Below are 16,958 nucleotides of genomic sequence, written 5' to 3'. Positions count from 1 at the left end.
CGAACAGACGTAGCCTGAGCAGATGAGCCCGGAGCGCGCAGCGGAGGTGCTCGGCGTCGACGTCGGTGCCGAGCCGCACATCGTGACGGGGGCGTTCGCCGCCCGGGCGCGCCGCACGCATCCCGACGTGGACGGCGGCAGCGCAGACGCGTTTCGCGAGGCCGTCGAGGCGCGCAACGTGCTGCTCGGTCGCGACCGGACGCGCGACGGCTTCCGCGCCCGCCAGGAGGCGAGCGCCGGCGCACCCGACGGCTACATCGTCTTCGACGAGGATCCCTCCGGTGCCGCGGGCGGCGGCAGCGGCGTCCGCTCCGACGAGTTCCCGCCCTGGGTGGTCGTGCCCCTGGCCCCGAGCCCCGCGCTCATCGCCGTCGGCACGGGGCTGCTCCTCATCTCCGCGTTCCTCTCGATCTACGACGTGCCCTACACGTGGACGATCGCCGAACCCATCACGCGGTGGGCGATCCTCATCGCGGCCGCCGTCGCCTTCGCCGCCACGGGGCGACGCGGCTTCCTCATCGTCATGCTCGTGTGCGTCGCTGTCTCCCTCGTGGTGGGCGTCGCGATCACGACGATCGGCGGCCTCCTCGGTCTCTTCGTGATGATGCCCGCGATCGTCGCGATCAATTCCGCCGGCTTCGCGCGACGCCGCCGGCGGGCCGCCGGCCGCGGTCGCTGAGCATTCCTCGACCGATCACCTCTCGGTAGGGTGACGCCATGACCTCGACCGCGCCCCGCCGCATCTCCACCACCGGACCCGCCTGGCTGACGTGGATCGGGATCGTGCTCCTCGTCGCCACGGTGGCCATCGCGATCGGGACCGTGAGCCTCTTCGCCTCGCTCCTCCCGACGGGCATCCTGAGTCGCGACGGATCCGTGGGCGACGACGTCGTCGCGTCGGTCGACGCCGGCTCGAGCACGTCGGTGGATCTCGACGGCGACACGTCGTACTCCCTCCTACTCGTGCGTCCGAGTGACGAGTCCTCCGGCGCCCTGACCGGTGATATCGCTCTCATCGCACCCGACGGCACGACCTCCGTCGCGGACCGCGCCCCCGCCGTGAGCACGCGCGTGAACGGCGGGCAGCTCACGGCCGCATCGTTCACGGCCTTCCGCACGACGGACGAGGGCGCCTACACGATCACCGTGCCTGCGGCGACGGACGACGAGCCCACGTCGGTGCTCATCGTGGAGGACGGCGAGACCCTCCCGTTCGTCGGCGGTGTCCTCGGCTCGATCGGTGGCGTCTTCGCCGCCCTCATCACGGGCTTCCTGGGCCTCGGACTCACGATCGGAGGCGGCCTGTGGTGGCGCTCCCGCCGCGCCGCCCGCCGCGCGTCGGCCGCACCCGCATCACCCTCCCCCGGCTCCCCCGCCAGGTAGTGCGTTCGAGCGCGATCGCGCCGGTACACCGCAGGAAAGACGCTCGAACGCCTCAACTGGCGGGAGAGGGGGTGGCGCCGGTCAGTCCCAGTCGCCGTAGTAGGCGGCGAGGCTCGGCTCCGGGGAGCGGAGGCGGCGGGCCACACCGGTCGCCGCGAGAGTGCGCGCAGTGAACGAGGTGTCGCCCCAGCGGCGTGTGCGGGCCAGCACCCTCGCGCTCGTCAGGTCGAGGAGCGGACCGTCGACGTCCGCGATGCGCACCGAACCGTCGGCGCCGACCCCGACACCCTCGAGCAGGGAGCGGACGGGCGCATCCGTCTCGATGCGGACCGGCGCGAGAACGTCGATCCGGTAGGGCACGTCGGCCGGGGGTTCGCCGGCGACGATGCGCGGGTCCGCCATCCCGTCGAACGCACGGGAGTCGCCGACGAACACGCGAGCGGTCGGCAGATGCCGAAGGATGCTGTCCGCCGTGATGATCGCCTGCGTCGACGTCAGCGCGACGGACAGCCGAACCGCGACGTCACCGACGGCCCCTGTCCCAGCCCCCGCCCCGTCGGTGGCACCGGCACCGACGTCGCCATCGGCCCCGATGAGCAGCGCGTGGGGACGCGAGCCGGCGATCGGGATATACCGCTCCATCCGCCGGGTCTCGGCGTTCACGGCGGCCGGATCGCGCTCGCGTCCCCCGGCGTCCGGACCGTTGTGCCACGCGATCGCCGTCGGGACGTGCGCGAAAAGCGCGCCGTGCATCCAGCAGCGCCAGGCCCAGTCCCAGTCCTCACCGCCGTACTCGGTGAAGCTCTCGTCGAAGCCGCCGGTCTCGCGGAAGAAATCCGCGCTGCAGCAGAGCGTCGCGCCGATCAGGTACCGGTAGGAGCGGGCGTCCGCGTGGAAGAGGTTCCCGGATCGCTCGTAGGCGTTCGCGAGCCACGACGGGTCGTCGAAGAGCACCTCGTCGGGAAGGCGGTCGAGCGGCGCGTCCGGTGGCAACGCGGACAGGTCGGCGTGCCGGCGGCGACCGACGGTCACGACGTCGGAGGAGAGCGCGGGCAGGCGGGTGAGCTCCGCGAGGTAGCCGGGCTCGGGCGCGCAATCCGCGTCGAGGAAGCACAGGATGTCGCCGCTCGCCGCCTCGGCCCCGCGGTTGCGCGCGGCGGCCAGGCGGAAGCCCTCGTCCGCCTGGCGCACGAGCACGACATCGTCCGGGACCTCGGGGGCCGTGGCGGAGCCGTCGTCCACGACGACGATCTCGACGAGCTCGCGCGGATACGTCTGGGAACGCAGTGCGGTGAGCGTGCGGCGCAGATCGTCCGCCTGTTCGTAGTGCGCGACGACCACCGACACGCGCGGCGGGTCATCCGGCCATGTTCCGTTCAGCACGCTCCAGTCGTTGCCGACGAGGGGCCGGCCGCTCACGCTCACAACGCCTCCCCCCGCCACGCGGCGAGGTAGGCCGCGGCCGTGTCGTCGAGGTGCGGCCGCGTGCTCGTGCCTGTGGCGAGCACGGTCGACGCCGGATCCGCGTGGGCGCGCGCGATCGCGTCCGCGAGCCCCGAGGGGTCCACGAGGGTGAGCGTGCCCGGGCGCAGCGCGTCCATCTCCTCGGTGTACCGAGTGCGCAACACGAGGGGACGCCGACCGGCCGACACCCACGAATTGATCGAGCCGGATGCGGAGAAGTGCTGATGGGCGACGACCGGGACGGCGACCCGCGCGGCTTCGGTGATGAGCTCGTCGTCGGAGAGGAACCCCGAGACGGTGACGTCCACCCCGAGCGTCGCGCCGAGGGACACGAGCTCCGCCGCGTCGGCCTCGTGGCCGGGGGACGGCGCTCCGAGGGCACGGACCGCGAGCGGCACACCGGCTTCGGCCGTGGCCTCGATCGTCTCGCGGTGCCCCTTGCCCGGGTAGATGTAGCCGAGCACCGCGACGGTCGGATCGGTTGCCGCCCCGGGCTCGCCGGGTGCGCCGGACTCCGCCGCTCCGCTCGCCTCGTCTCGAGCGCTACACCCTTCGCCGAGCGCTACAGAAGGTCGTGTAGCGCTCGGCGGGAGGTGGAGCGCTGGGGATGCGGGAAGAGGGGCGACCACCACGGGGGCGGCCGGACGCAGACCGACCTCGTCGAGGAGCGCGAGCTCGTGGCGGCTGTTGACGATCACGAGCTCCGCCGCTCCGATCACGACGCTGTACGCCGCGATGCGGCGCTCGAAGGCGTGACCGTCGGAGGGCTGCGGCACGTCGTGGAGGGTGACGCTCACTTGACGACCGGCGGCGAGCGCGACGAATCGCGCGGCGGCGTCCTCGGGCGAGCGCGCCCACAGCCGATCCGTGAACTGAGCGTGGATACGCTCGGGAGCCGAGCCGGCACCCCACTCCGACTCCGCAACGCCGAGATCACGGCCCACGAGGCGGGCGATCTCCTCCGCGACCTCGCGGGCGTACCGCGCGACCCCGTGGCGCGGCTCGTCGTGCAGGAGCAGGGCGGGTAGCCGCCCCGCGGGCACGTCCGACGTCGCCGGAGCACCCACCGGCCCGGCCCCGCTCACGCCGACATCACCTGCTCGAGTGCGGCTGCGTGCCGATCCGCGGCGAGCCGCAGCAGGTCCGGGTTGTCCGCGTACCACCGTAGGTGCGCGTCGCGGACCTCGTCCGCGGGCTCGGCCCGACCGCCGAGGTACCAGTGCGGGTCGGGAGCGTCGTCGAGACCCCAGGTCTCGATCACGACCTCTTCGCGCGGCGCGATCACGGACGCCAGCAGCGCTCGGCCGGGATCCGTCACGGTGTCCGCGAGACCCACCTCGGCCCTCACGCGCCGCGCGAGCGTCTCCCACACCGGGTTGCCCGGGTGGTTCAGGGTGCGGAGCAGATCGAAGCGCGGGCGGTCGAAGACATCGGAGATGCGCACGGCTCCGCTGCGGTCCTCGCGCAGGCGCAGCGCAGCAGTGGACTCCTCCGCGATCGCAGCCACCATGTCCGGCCGCAGCCGCGGACGCGCGTTCCCGAGCGCCTCCGCGATCGTGCGGAGGTCGTGGTACGGCGCGATCGGCGGATCCTCGATCGGACGGTCGGGGTGCCGCACGACCACCTGCGCCGGATAGAGCGACCGGTGCCGCACGGCGGGCACGATCACGAGTCGAGCGGTGGACGCGATTCGCTCGCGGACCTGCCGTGTACCCACCGGAAGGTCGCGATAGTCGTCGCGGATCGGCTGGGTGATCACGAGCGACGCTCGACTCAGCAGACGGTCGAGATGCGGGAGGTCGGACGCCTCGAGCTCGTGCACCGGCGGGATCCGCACGGTGGGGAGGTCGGGGCCGTCGATGACGATGCGCAGCGACTCCGCCTGGCAGTTGCCGAGAACCAGTGCGAGGCCCTCCGGGACGGGCGCACCGTAGAACGAAGAGTAGTGGTTCCGCCTCCCCAGGGAAAGGGATGTGCTCTCGGTCACGGGTTCTCCTGTCGTCGGTATATGTTCGCAGAGCGGCACCCCCTCCGGTGCGGCACGGGTACCCCGCCCGTCGAACAGGCTGCCCCGGCCGCAACAGGATCCACTGGATCCGAAGGATTCTGAATGCCCGCACGCCTGCGCCCCGATCGCCCCATCCGGGTGGCCGCGGTGCCCGGGGAGCACCCGTACGTCCGGAGCCTCGTGGAACCGGGGTCGACGACCGTTCGGATGCTCGACGATCCGCCGGCGCGCGACGGGGCGACCGACCGCTGGTGGCCGCCCGCCATGCTCTCGGCCGCCTGGGTCACGACCCACGCCGACGACTTCGACGTGATGCACGTGCACTTCGGCATGGAGTCCTCGACGACTGACGAGCTCGCCGCCGTGCTCGCGGCGCTGGCCGCGGCCGGCAAGCCACTCGTCTACACCGTGCACGATCTCGAGAACCCGCAGCTGACGGACCAGGCGATCCACCGGGAGCACCTCGACCTGCTCGTGCCCGCGGCGGACGCGCTCGTGACCCTCACGTCCGGCGCCCGGGGCGAGATCGACCGCCGCTGGGCACGCTCGGCCCGCGTGATCGGACACCCCCGCGTCGCATCGACGGACGCCCTCGACGCGGCGGCCTCCGGGTCGGTCGGCACGCGAGCCGCGGACGGCACCACGGAAGCGATCGTGATCGTGCACCTGCGCGACCTGCGCCCCAACATCGACGGCCTCGGCACGGTGCGCGCCCTCGCGGCCGCCGCGGACCGGGCGGAGCAGACCTCGCCGTTCCGCGTGATCGTCGACGTGAACGAGAACGTGCGCGACGAGGCCCAGCTCGCCGAGATCGCCTCGATCGTCGACGCGGCGTCCCGCCTGACCCTCCAGCGCCACGCCCGCTACGACGACGCGGCCCTCGCGGCCTCCCTGTCGGCGGCGACGGTCGCCGTGCTGCCCTACCGGTTCGGCACGCACTCCGGGTGGGCCGAGCTCTGCTGGGACCTCGGCGTCCCGGTCGTGACCGCGCCCGTCGGCTTCATCGCCGAGCAGCACCCCGCGGACTCGTTCGTCGTCGACCCGGCCGACGGTGGCAGCGTCGCCGCGGCGCTCGAGACCGCCCTCGCGACCGCGACCGCGCCGGGCTCCCCCGAGCGCCATGAGCTCGTCGAGGCCCGCGAGCAGGAGCGCCGCGTGCAGCGCACCGCGATCACCCGGGAGCACGAGAGCCTCTACCGGGAGGTGCTCCGATGACGCGCCTCGCCACGGGGGCTCCCCTCACGATCGCGGTCATCGCCCCCTTGCGGCACCCCCTCGGCGAACCGCACGCCGGCGGGCTCGAGGCCGCTGTGTACAACCGCATCCGCCTCCTCCGCAGCCGCGGCCACCGCGTGCTCGTCTGCGGAGTGGAGGGGTCGCACCCCGCACCGTCCGCCCCCGCGCTCACCCTGCCCGCCGTACGGTGGGGAGTCGACCGCGGCGCCTCCGACTCCACCTACCCGCCCGGTTATCTCCGACGGGCTGAGCGCGCGCTCGACGAGGCGATGGACTGGATCGCGTTCAACGCGAGCGAGATCGACGTGGTCGACAACCACAGCCTGCACCCGCTGCCCGTCATGCGCGCGAACGACATCGGCGTCCCGATGATGACGACGCTGCACACGCCTCCGCTCGTGCCACTGCTCGAGGGGATCGAGGTCAGCAGTACGCGCCTCATCGCCGTGAGCGAGTACACCGCGAGGCATTGGGAGCAGGCGGGCGTGCGGAACATCACGGTGCAGCACAACATGGTCGACACGGCCACGTGGCGGCTCGGCCCGGGGGGTCCGTCGCTCGCATGGTTCGGCCGGGTCGTGCCCGAGAAGGCACCTCACCTCGCGATCCACGCGGCGAGGCGGCTCGGGATGGGGCTCAACCTCGTGGGCCGGGTCGGCGACGCCGCGTACTTCGACGACGTCATCGCCCCGATGCTCGGTGACGGCATCGTCTACCGGGGCGAGCTGCGGGCGCGCGAACTCGCCCGGCTCGTGGGCCACAGTGCCGCCGCCCTCGTGACCCCGGTGTGGGACGAGCCGTTCGGTCTCGTCGTCGCGGAGGCGCTCGCCACGGGAACGCCCGTCGCGGTGTTCTCCCGCGGTGGTGTCCCGGAAGTGGCGGGGTCGAATCCCGCCGTGCGCCTCGTACCCGGCGGCGACGTGGACGCCCTCGCGGCCGGCGTGGCCTCCCTGGTGCACGCGTCCTCCCCCGCCCTGCGCCGTGCGGCCCGTGCCGACGCGGCCCGCCGCTTCTCGTTCCGGCGGCACGCGTTCGAGCTCGAGGATCTCATGCGCGAGACCATCCAGAGCCCCGTTCCGGCCGAGCGACAGGACCTGCTCGCGTGACGACCGTGCCCGAGGACACCGCCGCGACCTCGACGCCGCGGATCGGCTGGTACGTGCACCACCACGGCCACGGGCACGTGGCCCGGTTCCTGGCCGTGCGTCCGCACGTCGACGCGCACGTCACCGTGTTCAGCAGCATGACCCCACCGTCGCCTCTGCCCGAGCGGACGGACTGGGTGCGCCTGCCGATCGACAATGCGGTGGAGGACCACGACGGCCGCGTGCTCGATCCCTACGCCGCCGAACCGACGGCAGGCGGTCGCCTCCACTGGGCGCCCCTCGGGCACCGGGGTCACCGCGAACGGCTGTCGCTTATCGCCGCCAACGCCGCGTCGCTCGACGCGTTCGTGGTGGACGTCTCGGCCGAGGTCGCCGTGTTCGTGCGCCTGCTCGGCCTGCCGCTCGCGCTGTTCTCGCAGCCCGGACCGCGCACCGACGCGCCCCACCGGCTCGCCTTCGACGTGGCGAACGTCATCATCTGCCCGTGGCCGGAGGGCGCGCACGACCTGTCCGCCTTCGGAGACGCGCAGGCACGGCTCCACACCGTCGGTGGTATCTCGCGGCACGCAGGGCGGGAGCGCGCGGAGGTGGAGCGCGGGTCCGTCCTGCTCCTCGGCGGTATCGGAGAGGCAGCCGAGCGGCCCGCCGTGTGGCACACGCTCACGGCGCGCTTCCCGGACGTGTCCTGGCGGAGCGCCGGGTTCCTCCCCGACACCTTCGCCGACGATCCGTGGGACGCGATCTGTCGGGCGGAGGTCGTGATCTCAGCGGCCGGCCAGAACAGCGTCGCCGACATCGCCGCCGCCGGACGGCCCGCGATCGTCGTGCCGCAGGAGCGGCCCTTCGAGGAGCAGGTCACGACGGCGCGCGCGCTCGAGGGCGACGGCCTCGCCGTATCGCTCGGCTCCTGGCCCGACCCGGATGCGATCGGCGAGGCGCTCGATCGTGCACGCTCGACGGCTCCGCGCTGGGAGTCCTGGCGGGTGGATTCGGCCGCGGTGTCGGCCGCCGAGCTCATCCGCGGGCTCGCACGTCCCGTCGGGGTCGAGGCGTGACGACCGCGATCATCACGCTCGCATCCGCGGCGCGCCTCGATCACCTGCGCCGCCAGGAGGAGTGGATCCGGATCGTCGCACCGGACTGCATCCGTGTCGTCGTGCAATTGGATCCCGAGCCCGACCACGCATTCGGTGGCGACGCCCTGCACGTGCCTCCCGGCGCCGACGGCCTGCGCCTCGCCGCGGGACGGAACCGTGGGGCCGCCGAGGCGATCGCGCGCGGAGCGGACCTGCTCGTGTTCCTCGATGTGGACTGCCTCCCGCACCCGGACATGATCGGGGCGTACGAGCGGTCCGCGGGCCAGGATCGTACGCTGCTCTGCGGACCGGTGACGTACCTGCCGGCGGGGGTCATCCCGGCATCGCCCGCGGAGGCCGACCGCTCGCTCGCTCCGCACGCCGCTCGCCCCGCGCCGACGGCGGGGGCCGTCCAAGCGGCGACCGACGCCGAGTGGGACCTCTTCTGGTCGCTGTCGTTCGCGTGCACCGCGGCAACGTGGGACGCGATCGGCGGCTTCGACGAACGCTACGAGGGCTATGGCGGCGAGGACACCGACTTCGCCCACCGCGCCCGAGCGGCAGGTGCCACCCTGCACTGGGTGGGTGGCGCACATGCGCTCCACCAGTACCACGCCACGTCAAAGCCGCCGTGGCAGCACCTCGACGACATCCTCCGTAACGGACGCCTCTTCGCCTCTACCTGGGGGCGCTGGCCGATGCTCGGCTGGATCGAGGCCTTCGCCGAGGCCGGCGCCGTCGAGAACGTGGACGGCGACTGGCGCCGGGTGCCACCCGCCCGCTGAACCCGCCGAGGCGGGTCGCGACACACCCCGGTTGCCCCCCCTCGACAAGCTCAGGGAGCGAGGGCCTCGAGTGGACGCGAATCGTCGCTCGCGGCGTGTTCGGACGACCGTTCGCGTCCACCCGAGGGGGACGCTTCCGCCGGGTGGACGCAAGCTGTCGTCGGGTGCGCGCGGACGTGACGTTTCGCGTCCACCCGGCGGATCATCCTCGGGGACGAGACGGCGACGACCATGGGCGGACGCGGCGCGGGTACCCCACGAGCGACGATCGGATCATGAACAGCACACGCACCCGCCGCACCACGCTCTCCCTCACCCTCGCAACCACCGCCGTCGCCGCTCTCGCCCTCAGCGGGTGCTCACTCCAGCAGACGCTGCAGAAGGAGTCGTCCGGCACGTACGCCGACAGCGCGGCCCTCTCCGCGGAGTGGGACAAGACCGCGCCGTGGCTCCCTGCCGACGCGACCGACATCTCCGTGCACGAGTCGACCGAGGGCGATCCGGCCAGCCTCCTCGCGACGAGCGACACCGACCTCGACCTGTCGAAGTGCGCCGAGGTCGACCGTCAGTCCGCCCCGACCTTCGCCATCGACGGGGCCCCGGACGCCTACAAGATCGACACGGTCTTCGCGTGCGGCGACTGGGCCGTCGCACCGACCGACGACGGCTGGTACGGCTGGACCCCGAATCACCCCGACGAGAAGGCCGCCTCCCCGGCGCAGTGAGTCGCGGCGCGGTCGCGGCGGCCGCTCTGAATCCGCCAGGATGAGGCCGTGCCGAAGAAACCGCCAGCCGTCATCCGCTTCGTCCTGGAGGCCGACGCCTCGGGCGCACTTATCCAGTCCGAGCACACCATGCCGCTCGACCGGGTGTGGCTCAACGGCGTGCAGCGGTTCTCGAACCTCGCCGTCTTCTACACCCGCGAGTACTCCCCCTCCGAGACGGACAGACTCGATGTGTACCACTTCGCCGGTCACTCGAGCGGGTCCGGGTGGATCGTCCTCGAGGGGTTCACACCGTCCGAACTCGCGGAGACCCGGGATCAGATGCGTCTCCACAGCATCACGGGACGACTCGGTCGCGTCGACCCCGGTGTGGGCGGTTCTTCCGGCTTCATGGCGTACTTCCCGTGGACACCGCGCACTCCGGTCGCCGACCTCGTGGTCGCGATCATCGGGCTCGTCTTCCTCGTCTGCGGGTCGGGCCTGGCCCTCGTCACCGCGGGATTGGCCACCGCGGGGTACGGGTTCGAGCTCGGCGTCGACGACCTGTGGCCGTCGCTCCTCATCATCGTCCTCGGCGTGGGCCTCGGCGGTTTCGGCCTCTGGCGGTACCGGCGCCGACGCTCCTGGTGGGCGGACGCCCGGGGTCTCGCGATCCGCGACTACGGCACGATCCCGGCCTACCTCCGCCGCTGAGCCGCCCAATACGCGCCCCCTGAGCCTGTCGAAGCGGGTGGCGGCAGCCCGTGATCGGCGCCACCGGGGGGCCGAGGGCGTGCAGTTGCGCACGCAACGAACAACCGCGGGTGAAATTTCACCCGCGGTTGTCAGTTGCGTGCGCAAAGCCCAAGGGACAGGCAGTGCGGGGAGGGAGGACCCGTCAGGCCAGGCGGCCCTCCGGCGACTTCGTCTCCGAGGCGTCCGTCTCGGGCAGGTCGCCGAGCGCCTCGTCGATCGCGCTGAGGACGGACGAGTCGAGCTTCACACCGGCCGCGGCCGCGTTCGACTCGATCTGCTCCGGCTTCGACGCACCGACGATCGCACCCGCGACGTTGTCGTTTGCGAGGGTCCACGCCACGGCGAGCTGTGCCATCGTGATGTTCAGGTCGTCGGCGATCGGCTGCAGCTTCTGCACGCGCGAGAGGGTGTCGTCGTTCATGAACCGCTTGATCATGTCCGCACCACCCTTCTCATCCGTCGCACGGCTTCCCTCGGGAAGCTCGGCGCCCGGCTTGTACTTGCCGGTGAGCACGCCCTGAGCGATGGGCGACCAGACGATCTGCGAGATGCCGAGATCGCGGGAGGTCGGAACGACCTTCTCCTCGATGACCCGCCACAGCATCGAGTACTGCGGCTGGTTCGACACCAGCTGGATGCCGAGGTCGTCGGCAAGCTTGTGCGCCTCGGTGAGCTGCTCGGCGGTCCACTCGGACACACCGATGTAGAGGGCCTTGCCCTGACGGACGACCTCCGCGAACGCGGCCATCGTCTCCTCGAGCGGGGTCTCGTAGTCGTAACGGTGCGCCTGGTACAGGTCGACGTAGTCGGTCTGCAGGCGGCTGAGCGACTCGTCGATCGAGTGCCGGATGTGCTTGCGGGAGAGGCCGGTGTCGTTGTGCTTCATCGGTCCGGTCGGGAAGTAGACCTTCGTGAAGATCTCGATGCCGGCGCGCCGTTCGTCCTTGAGGGCCTCGCCGAGCACGGTCTCCGCCGCGCCGTTGGCGTAGCCGTCCGCCGTGTCGAACGTGGTGATGCCCACGTCGAGGGCCGCCCGCACCGACTTCGTGGCGATGTCGTTCTCCACCTGGGAGCCGTGGGTGAGCCAGTTGCCGTAGATGATCTCTGAGATCTTGAGTCCGCTGTTGCCGAGGTATCGGAATTCCATGGGTTCAACGCTAGACCCGCAACATGTACGCGCATCCGGGTTGTGCGGGCGGAGTGTGCTCGCTACGGGGCGCAAGCAGACGACAGGACGGGCCCCGCAGTTCTCACTGCGGGGCCCGCCCTGTCGTTCCGCGCGGTTCGCCGATCAGCCCTGCTGGTGCGGGCGGCGGCGCAGCAGCCCGAGCGCCAGTCCGAGGAGGACGAGGCCGAGACCGGCGACCGCGACCGTCAACACATCGCCACCCGTCACGGCGAGGTCCGGGCCGGGAGCCGGTGCGGGGGCCGGGGCCGGCGCCTCGTCGTCGTCACCGGGAACCGGCGGCGCGACGGGAGCGGCCGCGTAGGTGATCGTGACGGTCGCGGTGGTGATGTTCCCCGCGACGTCGCTGACCTCGTAGGTGATGGGCGTGGGGTCGCCCGCGAAGCCGTCCTCCGGGGTGAACGTGATCGCACCCGTGATCGGGTCGACCGTCCACGTGCCCTCGCCTTCGACGACGAGCTCCGTCACCGGGTTGCCGCCGGCGTCGATGATGACGACCGTGGTCGGGTCGATCTCGCCGAGGTCGTTGCCGGTCACACCGACCGTCACGGACGTGCCCAGCGGGTTGTCGAGCGACGCGTCGTCGGCGGCCTTCGGGATGAATGTCACCATCACGTCGGCGATTGTGATGTTGCCCGCGACGTCGCTGACCTCGTAGGAGATCGGCATCGGGTTGCCCGAGAAGCCGCCCTCCGGGGTGAACGTGATGTCACCCGTCTCCGGGTCGACCGTCCAGGTACCCTCACCCTCGACGACGAGCTCCGTCGCGGTGTTGCCGTCCGCGTCGATGATGCCGACCGTGGTCGGGTCGATCTCGCCGAGGTCGTTGCCGGTCACACCGACCGTCACGGGAGCGCCCTGCGGGTTGTTCAGCGACTCGTCATCCGCGGCTTCGGGCACATAGGTGACGACGACATCCGCGGTCGCCACGTTGCCGAGCGTGTCGGAGATCTCGTACGTGACCGGCGTCGGGTTGCCCGAGAAGCCGTCCTCCGGGGTGAAGGTGATCGCACCCGTGGTCGGGTCGACCGTCCAGGTTCCCTCCCCCGTGACGACGAGTTCGGCGACGGGGTCACCCGCGTCGTTCCGGATGCCGACGGTGGTCGGGTCGATCTCACCGAGGTCGTTGGCGACGACGTCGACCGTGACCGGGGTGCCCAGCGCGTTGTTCAGGCTCTCGTCGTCGGCGGCCTCGGGAGCGTACGCCACCGTGACCTCGGCGGTCGCGGTGTTGCCGCGGTCGTCGGACACCTCGTAGGTGATCGGCGTCGGGTTTCCGGAGAAGCCGTCCTCCGGAGTGAACGTGATCGCGCCCGTCTCCGGGTCCACCGTCCACGTGCCCTCGCCCGGAACCTCGAGCTCGGTGACGGTGCTGTCGCCGTCGACGATGCGCACAGTGGTCGGGTCGAGGTCGCCGGTGTCGTTGCCGATCACGCCGACCGTGACGGGGGCGCCCAGCACATTGTCGAGATCCTCGTCGTCGTTCGCGACGGGGGCCGCCAGAGGCGTCGAGGTGAAGGTGCACGAGACATCGTTGACGCCGTCGGGAACCGTGAAGGAGCCGCTACTGCCGGTCCCGGATGTGATGACGGTCCCGGTCGCGGGGTCGATGCACGTCCACACCGTCTCGTAGTTGTCCAGGTCGGTGCTGCCGGCCGGGGTCTGCTCGACCGTGTAGGTCTCACCGGGGAGGATGAGGAGCGGGCCGACGGTCTCGGACGTCTCCGTTCCCGTCGTCGTGCCGGTGTTGCCGGTGCTGATGCCTCCGCCGCCGATCGACACCGTGAACTGGTCGTCCGGGTTGAAGCGACCGTCGGGCAGCTCCGTGGTCACGGACGCGGTGAACGGAACCGCGTTCGTTGCGAGGTCCGTGATGCCGATGGTGAGGTTTCGTCGTTCGAGGATCGCGCCGGTGATCGGGTTGACCTGAAGGAAGCCGTTGGCGCCGCTGCCCGCGATGTACATGTAGCCGTCGTCCGCGAAGGCCATTGAGTTGAGGGCTGTGCCCGCGTCGTCGATGACGGGTCCGACCGTCGTGGCCGTCACCTCCCCACCCGCTGCGAGCTGTTCCGCGTCGACGCGGTACACCTGGGCGGCGGTCGCGCTGCTCGAGACGACGTAGAGGTTTCCCCGGCTGTCGAAGGCGACGTCTCCGTTGCCGCCGGGTGCGTTCGGTGCGGTAACGGTGAGGAGGTCCGTCGACGCGGAGTTCGTAGCCGGGTCGTAGGTGGCGAAGGTGAACGTCGACCCGTCGGACTGTCCGCCGAAGTAGAACAGCCCGGAGACGGGGTCGACACCACCCATCGTGTTGGCGACGGTCACGCCGTCACGAGACGTGGTCTCCCACGCCTCGGTGGACGCCGTGTACTCGAAGATCGTGCTGGTGTTCGTCAGCATGAGCGTGCCGCCATCGCCCGAGAGACCGATCTGGTTGAGCCCCGTCGCACCGTTCGGTGCGGTGAGCACGGCGGTGGTCTCGCCGGTCACGCGGTCCAGCGCGACGATCTCCGACGAGTTCGACTGCGTGGCGATCATGTCCGAGGGCGAGAACGGGTCGGCAGCGAAGGCGACCTGCGGGAGGCCGACGACGGTGCCGCACGTCAGGGCCGTGGCGACACCCACCGCTGCGAGCCTCGGGAGCGCGCGGCTCGGCGGACGGGGATTTTCTGACGATCGCACGGACGATCCTTTCACGGTGAGACGACTGCCCCTCGGGGCGATGGAACCCTGCAGGGAGTGCGGAGCGCCCTCAGCTAACAGTCCGCAGCGAGCCCGATGAGGCGGAACGGGCACCGGCCACCCCGTCTGCGGCGTACTCCACCCGCCGAGTCCCCCGAGAGGGGCACGCTTCAACCCCGCACGGCGTGGGGGGTGATGCCGGCCAGGGGGCACGGGGCACTCGCGCCGCACGGGCAGAGGGGATGACGGAGACGGGTGACGGCGGTCGGGAACTCCCTCATCGAGTACCTAGCATGTCCGAGGGCCCGGCGGCCGAGTATCTCGCCGACCGAGACATCGAGGACCGAACCGAGGGAGTGCGCACCACCGTGCGAATCGGAGACGACGAGGACGCGAACACTGTCGACGCGAACATCGCCGGGCCGGACGAGCTCGTCCGACGGATGCAGGACCGGGCGTCGACCGTCGGCTGGCCGGAGGCCACGGACCTGATCGGGCGGCATTGGGACGAGCTCATGGTCGTCGCACCTCAGGAGCTCCTCTCGGCGATCCGTTCCCTTCCGGGCGACGCCATCCTCGAGAAGCCGGGACTCGTCGTCGCGGCCAACTACCTGCAGCGTGTTCTCAGCGACGGCGACACGAGCCGCTTCTCCCACGATGCGCGCCTGGACCACCTCGCGTCGGCCGCCGACGCCTCGCTCACGCAACGTCTGATCCTCCTGACGGGCCAGGTATCCACCGCCCGCAGCGCGGGCGCGACGTCCGGTGTGATGGCCATCGTCGCGTCGGCTCGTAAGATACTCGCGAGCAGCACCCCGGAGGAACGGGCGGAGATCGCCCTGACGCTCCCCCACCTCCGACTGCAGTGGGCCCGCGCCATGGAGGCGAACGACGAACCGGGCGCCGCCGCCGAGTACGAGAGCGCGTACGAGCTCGCCCAGCTCACGGGGCAGCGCTTCCTCGCGCGACGGGCGGCATCGCACCTCGCCTGGCTCTACGCAGCCCAGGGGCAGCTGACCCCGGCCGAGTCCTGGATCGAACGCGCCGACCGCCTCGAGCCGAACGCGCGCTACGACGCCCCTCTCTACCTCGCTCGCGCGCTCGTCAAGCTGGATCGCAACGACTTCCAGGGAGCGGCCGCCGAGCAGACTCGACTGACCGTCGTGCCCGTGGGAGAGTATTGGGCCGCGGCACTGTGGGTCGCCCTGCTCGCCGCTCGGACCCCGGCGGAGGCGGCCCCGCTGCACGCGCATCTGGAGCACGAGGTCGATCGCCACTCCGAGGGCGAACGGACCGCTCCGGCGGATGCCCGCTACCTACAGGCCGCTCGACTCCGTCTGTCCATCCTCCGACCGGGCTCGGCCCACGCCGTGCGCCTGACCGATCCCGCGACGAGCATCGAGCACCTCACCGTCGCCACCGAGGCGCTGCACGCCGGCGCCTTCAAGCAGGCCGCGTCGCACAGCGCGAAAGCGCTCGAGCACACGCGGACGCCCCGCGGCCTCGCGGGCGGCCTCCTCGTGCGAGCCTCCGCTCTCGACAGCCTGAAGAAGACCGCCTACGCGGTCGACACCGCACTGCAGGCGCAAGCGGTGATCGACTCGGCCCGCCTGTACTCGCCGTACCGATTGCTCCCGACCGGCGCGCTCGACCGTCTCGCGAGCAGGATGCCGAGCGACGTCGGCGAGCGCATCCTCAGCCTGGCGCACGGTGAGCGATCCCCTGAGCTCGCAGCGCTCACGCCCCGTCAGACCGAGATCCTCCGCGCCCTCATGACCGACCGGCCCCTCACCGAGGTCGCCGCGAGCCTGTACATCAGCGTCAACACCCTCAAGAGCGCCCTGACCAACATCTATACGATGCTCGGGGTGCGAACGCGTCATCAGGCGGCGGACTACGCACGGCGGGCGGGCCTTCGCTGAAGCCCGGCGTGTTCCGATTCGGAGCGGAAGCTCGAGTCAGGAGTGCGGAAAGGGCGGGCCGGTTTCGCGGCCGGCCCGCCCCGTGAACGCTTCAGGATCGCTCACGCACGGCCGACGCACCGGCCCTCTCCGATTCTGTCCGGGCGCAGGCCCGTCGGCACAGCTCAGACGGGGTGGTTCCCTGTCGCCGAGGGGTGGTTCGTCGACCGAGGACCGCGGCGGCGGGCGATCGCGGCCGCGACGAGCCGCCACCCCACGAGGAGGAGACCGAGCGTCAGCGTCGTGACGACGATGAACGCCGTCGCGGTCCCCTGGCCGCTCGCGAGGCGGAGGAGCAGGCCTCCGACTACCGTCGTGATCCAGATCACCACTCCGCTGCGGAGCGGAGCGACGGGTCGCCGCCAGGCCCGGGCGATCCCCCAGCCCACGGCGAGCGCGACGAGGAACGGCCACGCCGTCTGGGCGAGACCGAGGCCGCCCGGGCCGAGGATGTCTCCGTCGTCGTGCGTGCGCCGGCCGATCGCCGCGAAGGCGACGACGAGCACGAGGTCGAGCGCGAAGAATGTCGCAACGACCCGGCCGCGGGGCCGATCCTCGCTCACAGCTCCGTCACCGTCCCGTCCTCGACGCGCCAGTGACGCCCAACGACGTGC

At 71.5% G+C, this 16,958-nt stretch carries 15 protein-coding genes; 9 read left to right on the top strand and 6 right to left on the bottom strand.

The window, feature by feature from the left end; all coding sequences use genetic code 11:
• Positions 1-22: 22 nt before the first annotated feature.
• Both ELQ94_RS14850 and ELQ94_RS14845 read left to right on the top strand, forming a co-directional pair.
• Positions 23-679: a J domain-containing protein gene (locus ELQ94_RS14850; protein ID WP_127051132.1), complete on the top strand. Its 657-nt coding sequence runs from the start codon at positions 23-25 to the stop codon at positions 677-679.
• Positions 680-717: 38 nt separating this feature from the next.
• Entirely contained in the window at positions 718-1,383 is a 666-nt protein-coding gene (locus ELQ94_RS14845; RefSeq protein ID WP_127051131.1) for a hypothetical protein, read from the top strand.
• Between the two features lie 81 nt (positions 1,384-1,464).
• Here the strand turns inward: ELQ94_RS14845 and ELQ94_RS14840 are convergent, their stop codons facing one another.
• Genes ELQ94_RS14840 through ELQ94_RS14835 form a run of 3 tightly spaced genes read right to left on the bottom strand, consistent with a single transcriptional unit; the run spans position 1,465 to position 4,834 of the window.
• A complete protein-coding gene (locus ELQ94_RS14840; RefSeq protein WP_166404838.1) occupies positions 1,465-2,802 on the bottom strand; it encodes a glycosyltransferase family 2 protein in 1,338 nt (445 codons plus the stop codon).
• 2 nt (positions 2,803-2,804) lie between these two features.
• Positions 2,805-3,932, bottom strand: coding sequence for a glycosyltransferase family 4 protein (locus ELQ94_RS17370; protein WP_166404836.1), 1,128 nt, complete (start codon positions 3,930-3,932; stop codon positions 2,805-2,807).
• Positions 3,929-4,834: a WcbI family polysaccharide biosynthesis putative acetyltransferase gene (locus ELQ94_RS14835; RefSeq protein WP_127051129.1), complete on the bottom strand. Its 906-nt coding sequence runs from the start codon at positions 4,832-4,834 to the stop codon at positions 3,929-3,931. Before ELQ94_RS14835 ends, ELQ94_RS17370 begins: the two co-directional genes overlap by 4 nt.
• A gap of 123 nt (positions 4,835-4,957) precedes the next feature.
• Between ELQ94_RS14835 and ELQ94_RS14830 the strand changes: the two genes are divergently transcribed.
• The 6 genes from ELQ94_RS14830 to ELQ94_RS14805 all read left to right on the top strand — a co-directional run bounded on the left by ELQ94_RS14830 (position 4,958) and on the right by ELQ94_RS14805 (position 10,476).
• Entirely contained in the window at positions 4,958-6,070 is a 1,113-nt protein-coding gene (locus tag ELQ94_RS14830; RefSeq protein WP_127051128.1) for a glycosyltransferase, read from the top strand.
• Positions 6,067-7,197 carry a glycosyltransferase gene (locus ELQ94_RS14825; RefSeq protein ID WP_127051127.1) on the top strand — a complete coding sequence of 377 codons (1,131 nt, stop codon included), beginning with the start codon at positions 6,067-6,069 and terminating at the stop codon, positions 7,195-7,197. The genes ELQ94_RS14830 and ELQ94_RS14825 overlap by 4 nt, the downstream gene beginning before the upstream one ends.
• A complete protein-coding gene (locus ELQ94_RS14820; protein ID WP_127051126.1) occupies positions 7,194-8,252 on the top strand; it encodes a glycosyltransferase in 1,059 nt (352 codons plus the stop codon). The genes ELQ94_RS14825 and ELQ94_RS14820 overlap by 4 nt, the downstream gene beginning before the upstream one ends.
• Positions 8,249-9,058: a glycosyltransferase family 2 protein gene (locus tag ELQ94_RS14815; protein WP_127051125.1), complete on the top strand. Its 810-nt coding sequence runs from the start codon at positions 8,249-8,251 to the stop codon at positions 9,056-9,058. The genes ELQ94_RS14820 and ELQ94_RS14815 overlap by 4 nt, the downstream gene beginning before the upstream one ends.
• Positions 9,059-9,333: 275 nt before the next feature.
• A complete protein-coding gene (locus tag ELQ94_RS14810) occupies positions 9,334-9,783 on the top strand; it encodes a hypothetical protein (protein WP_127051124.1) in 450 nt (149 codons plus the stop codon).
• Between the two features lie 48 nt (positions 9,784-9,831).
• The gene (locus tag ELQ94_RS14805) at positions 9,832-10,476 is read left to right on the top strand and encodes a hypothetical protein (RefSeq protein ID WP_127051123.1); all 645 of its coding nucleotides are present in this window, start codon (positions 9,832-9,834) and stop codon (positions 10,474-10,476) included.
• 184 nt (positions 10,477-10,660) lie between these two features.
• Here the strand turns inward: ELQ94_RS14805 and ELQ94_RS14800 are convergent, their stop codons facing one another.
• Positions 10,661-11,665 (bottom strand): aldo/keto reductase family protein, encoded by a 1,005-nt coding sequence (locus tag ELQ94_RS14800; protein WP_127051122.1) that lies wholly within the window; start codon positions 11,663-11,665, stop codon positions 10,661-10,663.
• A gap of 144 nt (positions 11,666-11,809) precedes the next feature.
• On the bottom strand, positions 11,810-14,383 hold the full coding sequence (locus tag ELQ94_RS14795) for an Ig-like domain-containing protein (protein ID WP_127051121.1): 2,574 nt from the start codon (positions 14,381-14,383) through the stop codon (positions 11,810-11,812).
• Positions 14,384-14,676: 293 nt separating this feature from the next.
• Between ELQ94_RS14795 and ELQ94_RS14790 the strand changes: the two genes are divergently transcribed.
• The gene (locus tag ELQ94_RS14790; protein ID WP_127051120.1) at positions 14,677-16,305 is read left to right on the top strand and encodes a helix-turn-helix transcriptional regulator; all 1,629 of its coding nucleotides are present in this window, start codon (positions 14,677-14,679) and stop codon (positions 16,303-16,305) included.
• Positions 16,306-16,469: 164 nt separating this feature from the next.
• Here ELQ94_RS14790 and ELQ94_RS14785 read toward each other — a convergent pair whose 3' ends face one another.
• A complete protein-coding gene (locus ELQ94_RS14785; protein WP_127051119.1) occupies positions 16,470-16,907 on the bottom strand; it encodes a DUF3054 domain-containing protein in 438 nt (145 codons plus the stop codon).
• Between the last annotated feature and the right edge of the window lie 51 nt (positions 16,908-16,958).

It is taken from the genome of Labedella endophytica (genome assembly GCF_003990045.1).
Taxonomy (GTDB): Bacteria; Actinomycetota; Actinomycetes; order Actinomycetales; family Microbacteriaceae; genus Labedella; species Labedella endophytica.
This window is presented reverse-complemented; position numbering and strand designations above follow the sequence as displayed.

Bases quoted from the DNA above. Each gene is read 5' to 3' on its own strand.
- ELQ94_RS14830 (WP_127051128.1), top strand. From the start codon at position 4,958: ATGCCCGCACGCCTGCGCCCCGATCGCCCCATCCGGGTGGCCGCGGTG.
- ELQ94_RS14810 (WP_127051124.1), top strand. From the start codon at position 9,334: ATGAACAGCACACGCACCCGCCGCACCACGCTCTCCCTCACCCTCGCA.
- ELQ94_RS14800 (WP_127051122.1), bottom strand. From the start codon at position 11,665: ATGGAATTCCGATACCTCGGCAACAGCGGACTCAAGATCTCAGAGATC.
- ELQ94_RS14850 (WP_127051132.1), top strand. From the start codon at position 23: ATGAGCCCGGAGCGCGCAGCGGAGGTGCTCGGCGTCGACGTCGGTGCC.
- ELQ94_RS14790 (WP_127051120.1), top strand. From the start codon at position 14,677: ATGTCCGAGGGCCCGGCGGCCGAGTATCTCGCCGACCGAGACATCGAG.
- ELQ94_RS14845 (WP_127051131.1), top strand. From the start codon at position 718: ATGACCTCGACCGCGCCCCGCCGCATCTCCACCACCGGACCCGCCTGG.
- ELQ94_RS14825 (WP_127051127.1), top strand. From the start codon at position 6,067: ATGACGCGCCTCGCCACGGGGGCTCCCCTCACGATCGCGGTCATCGCC.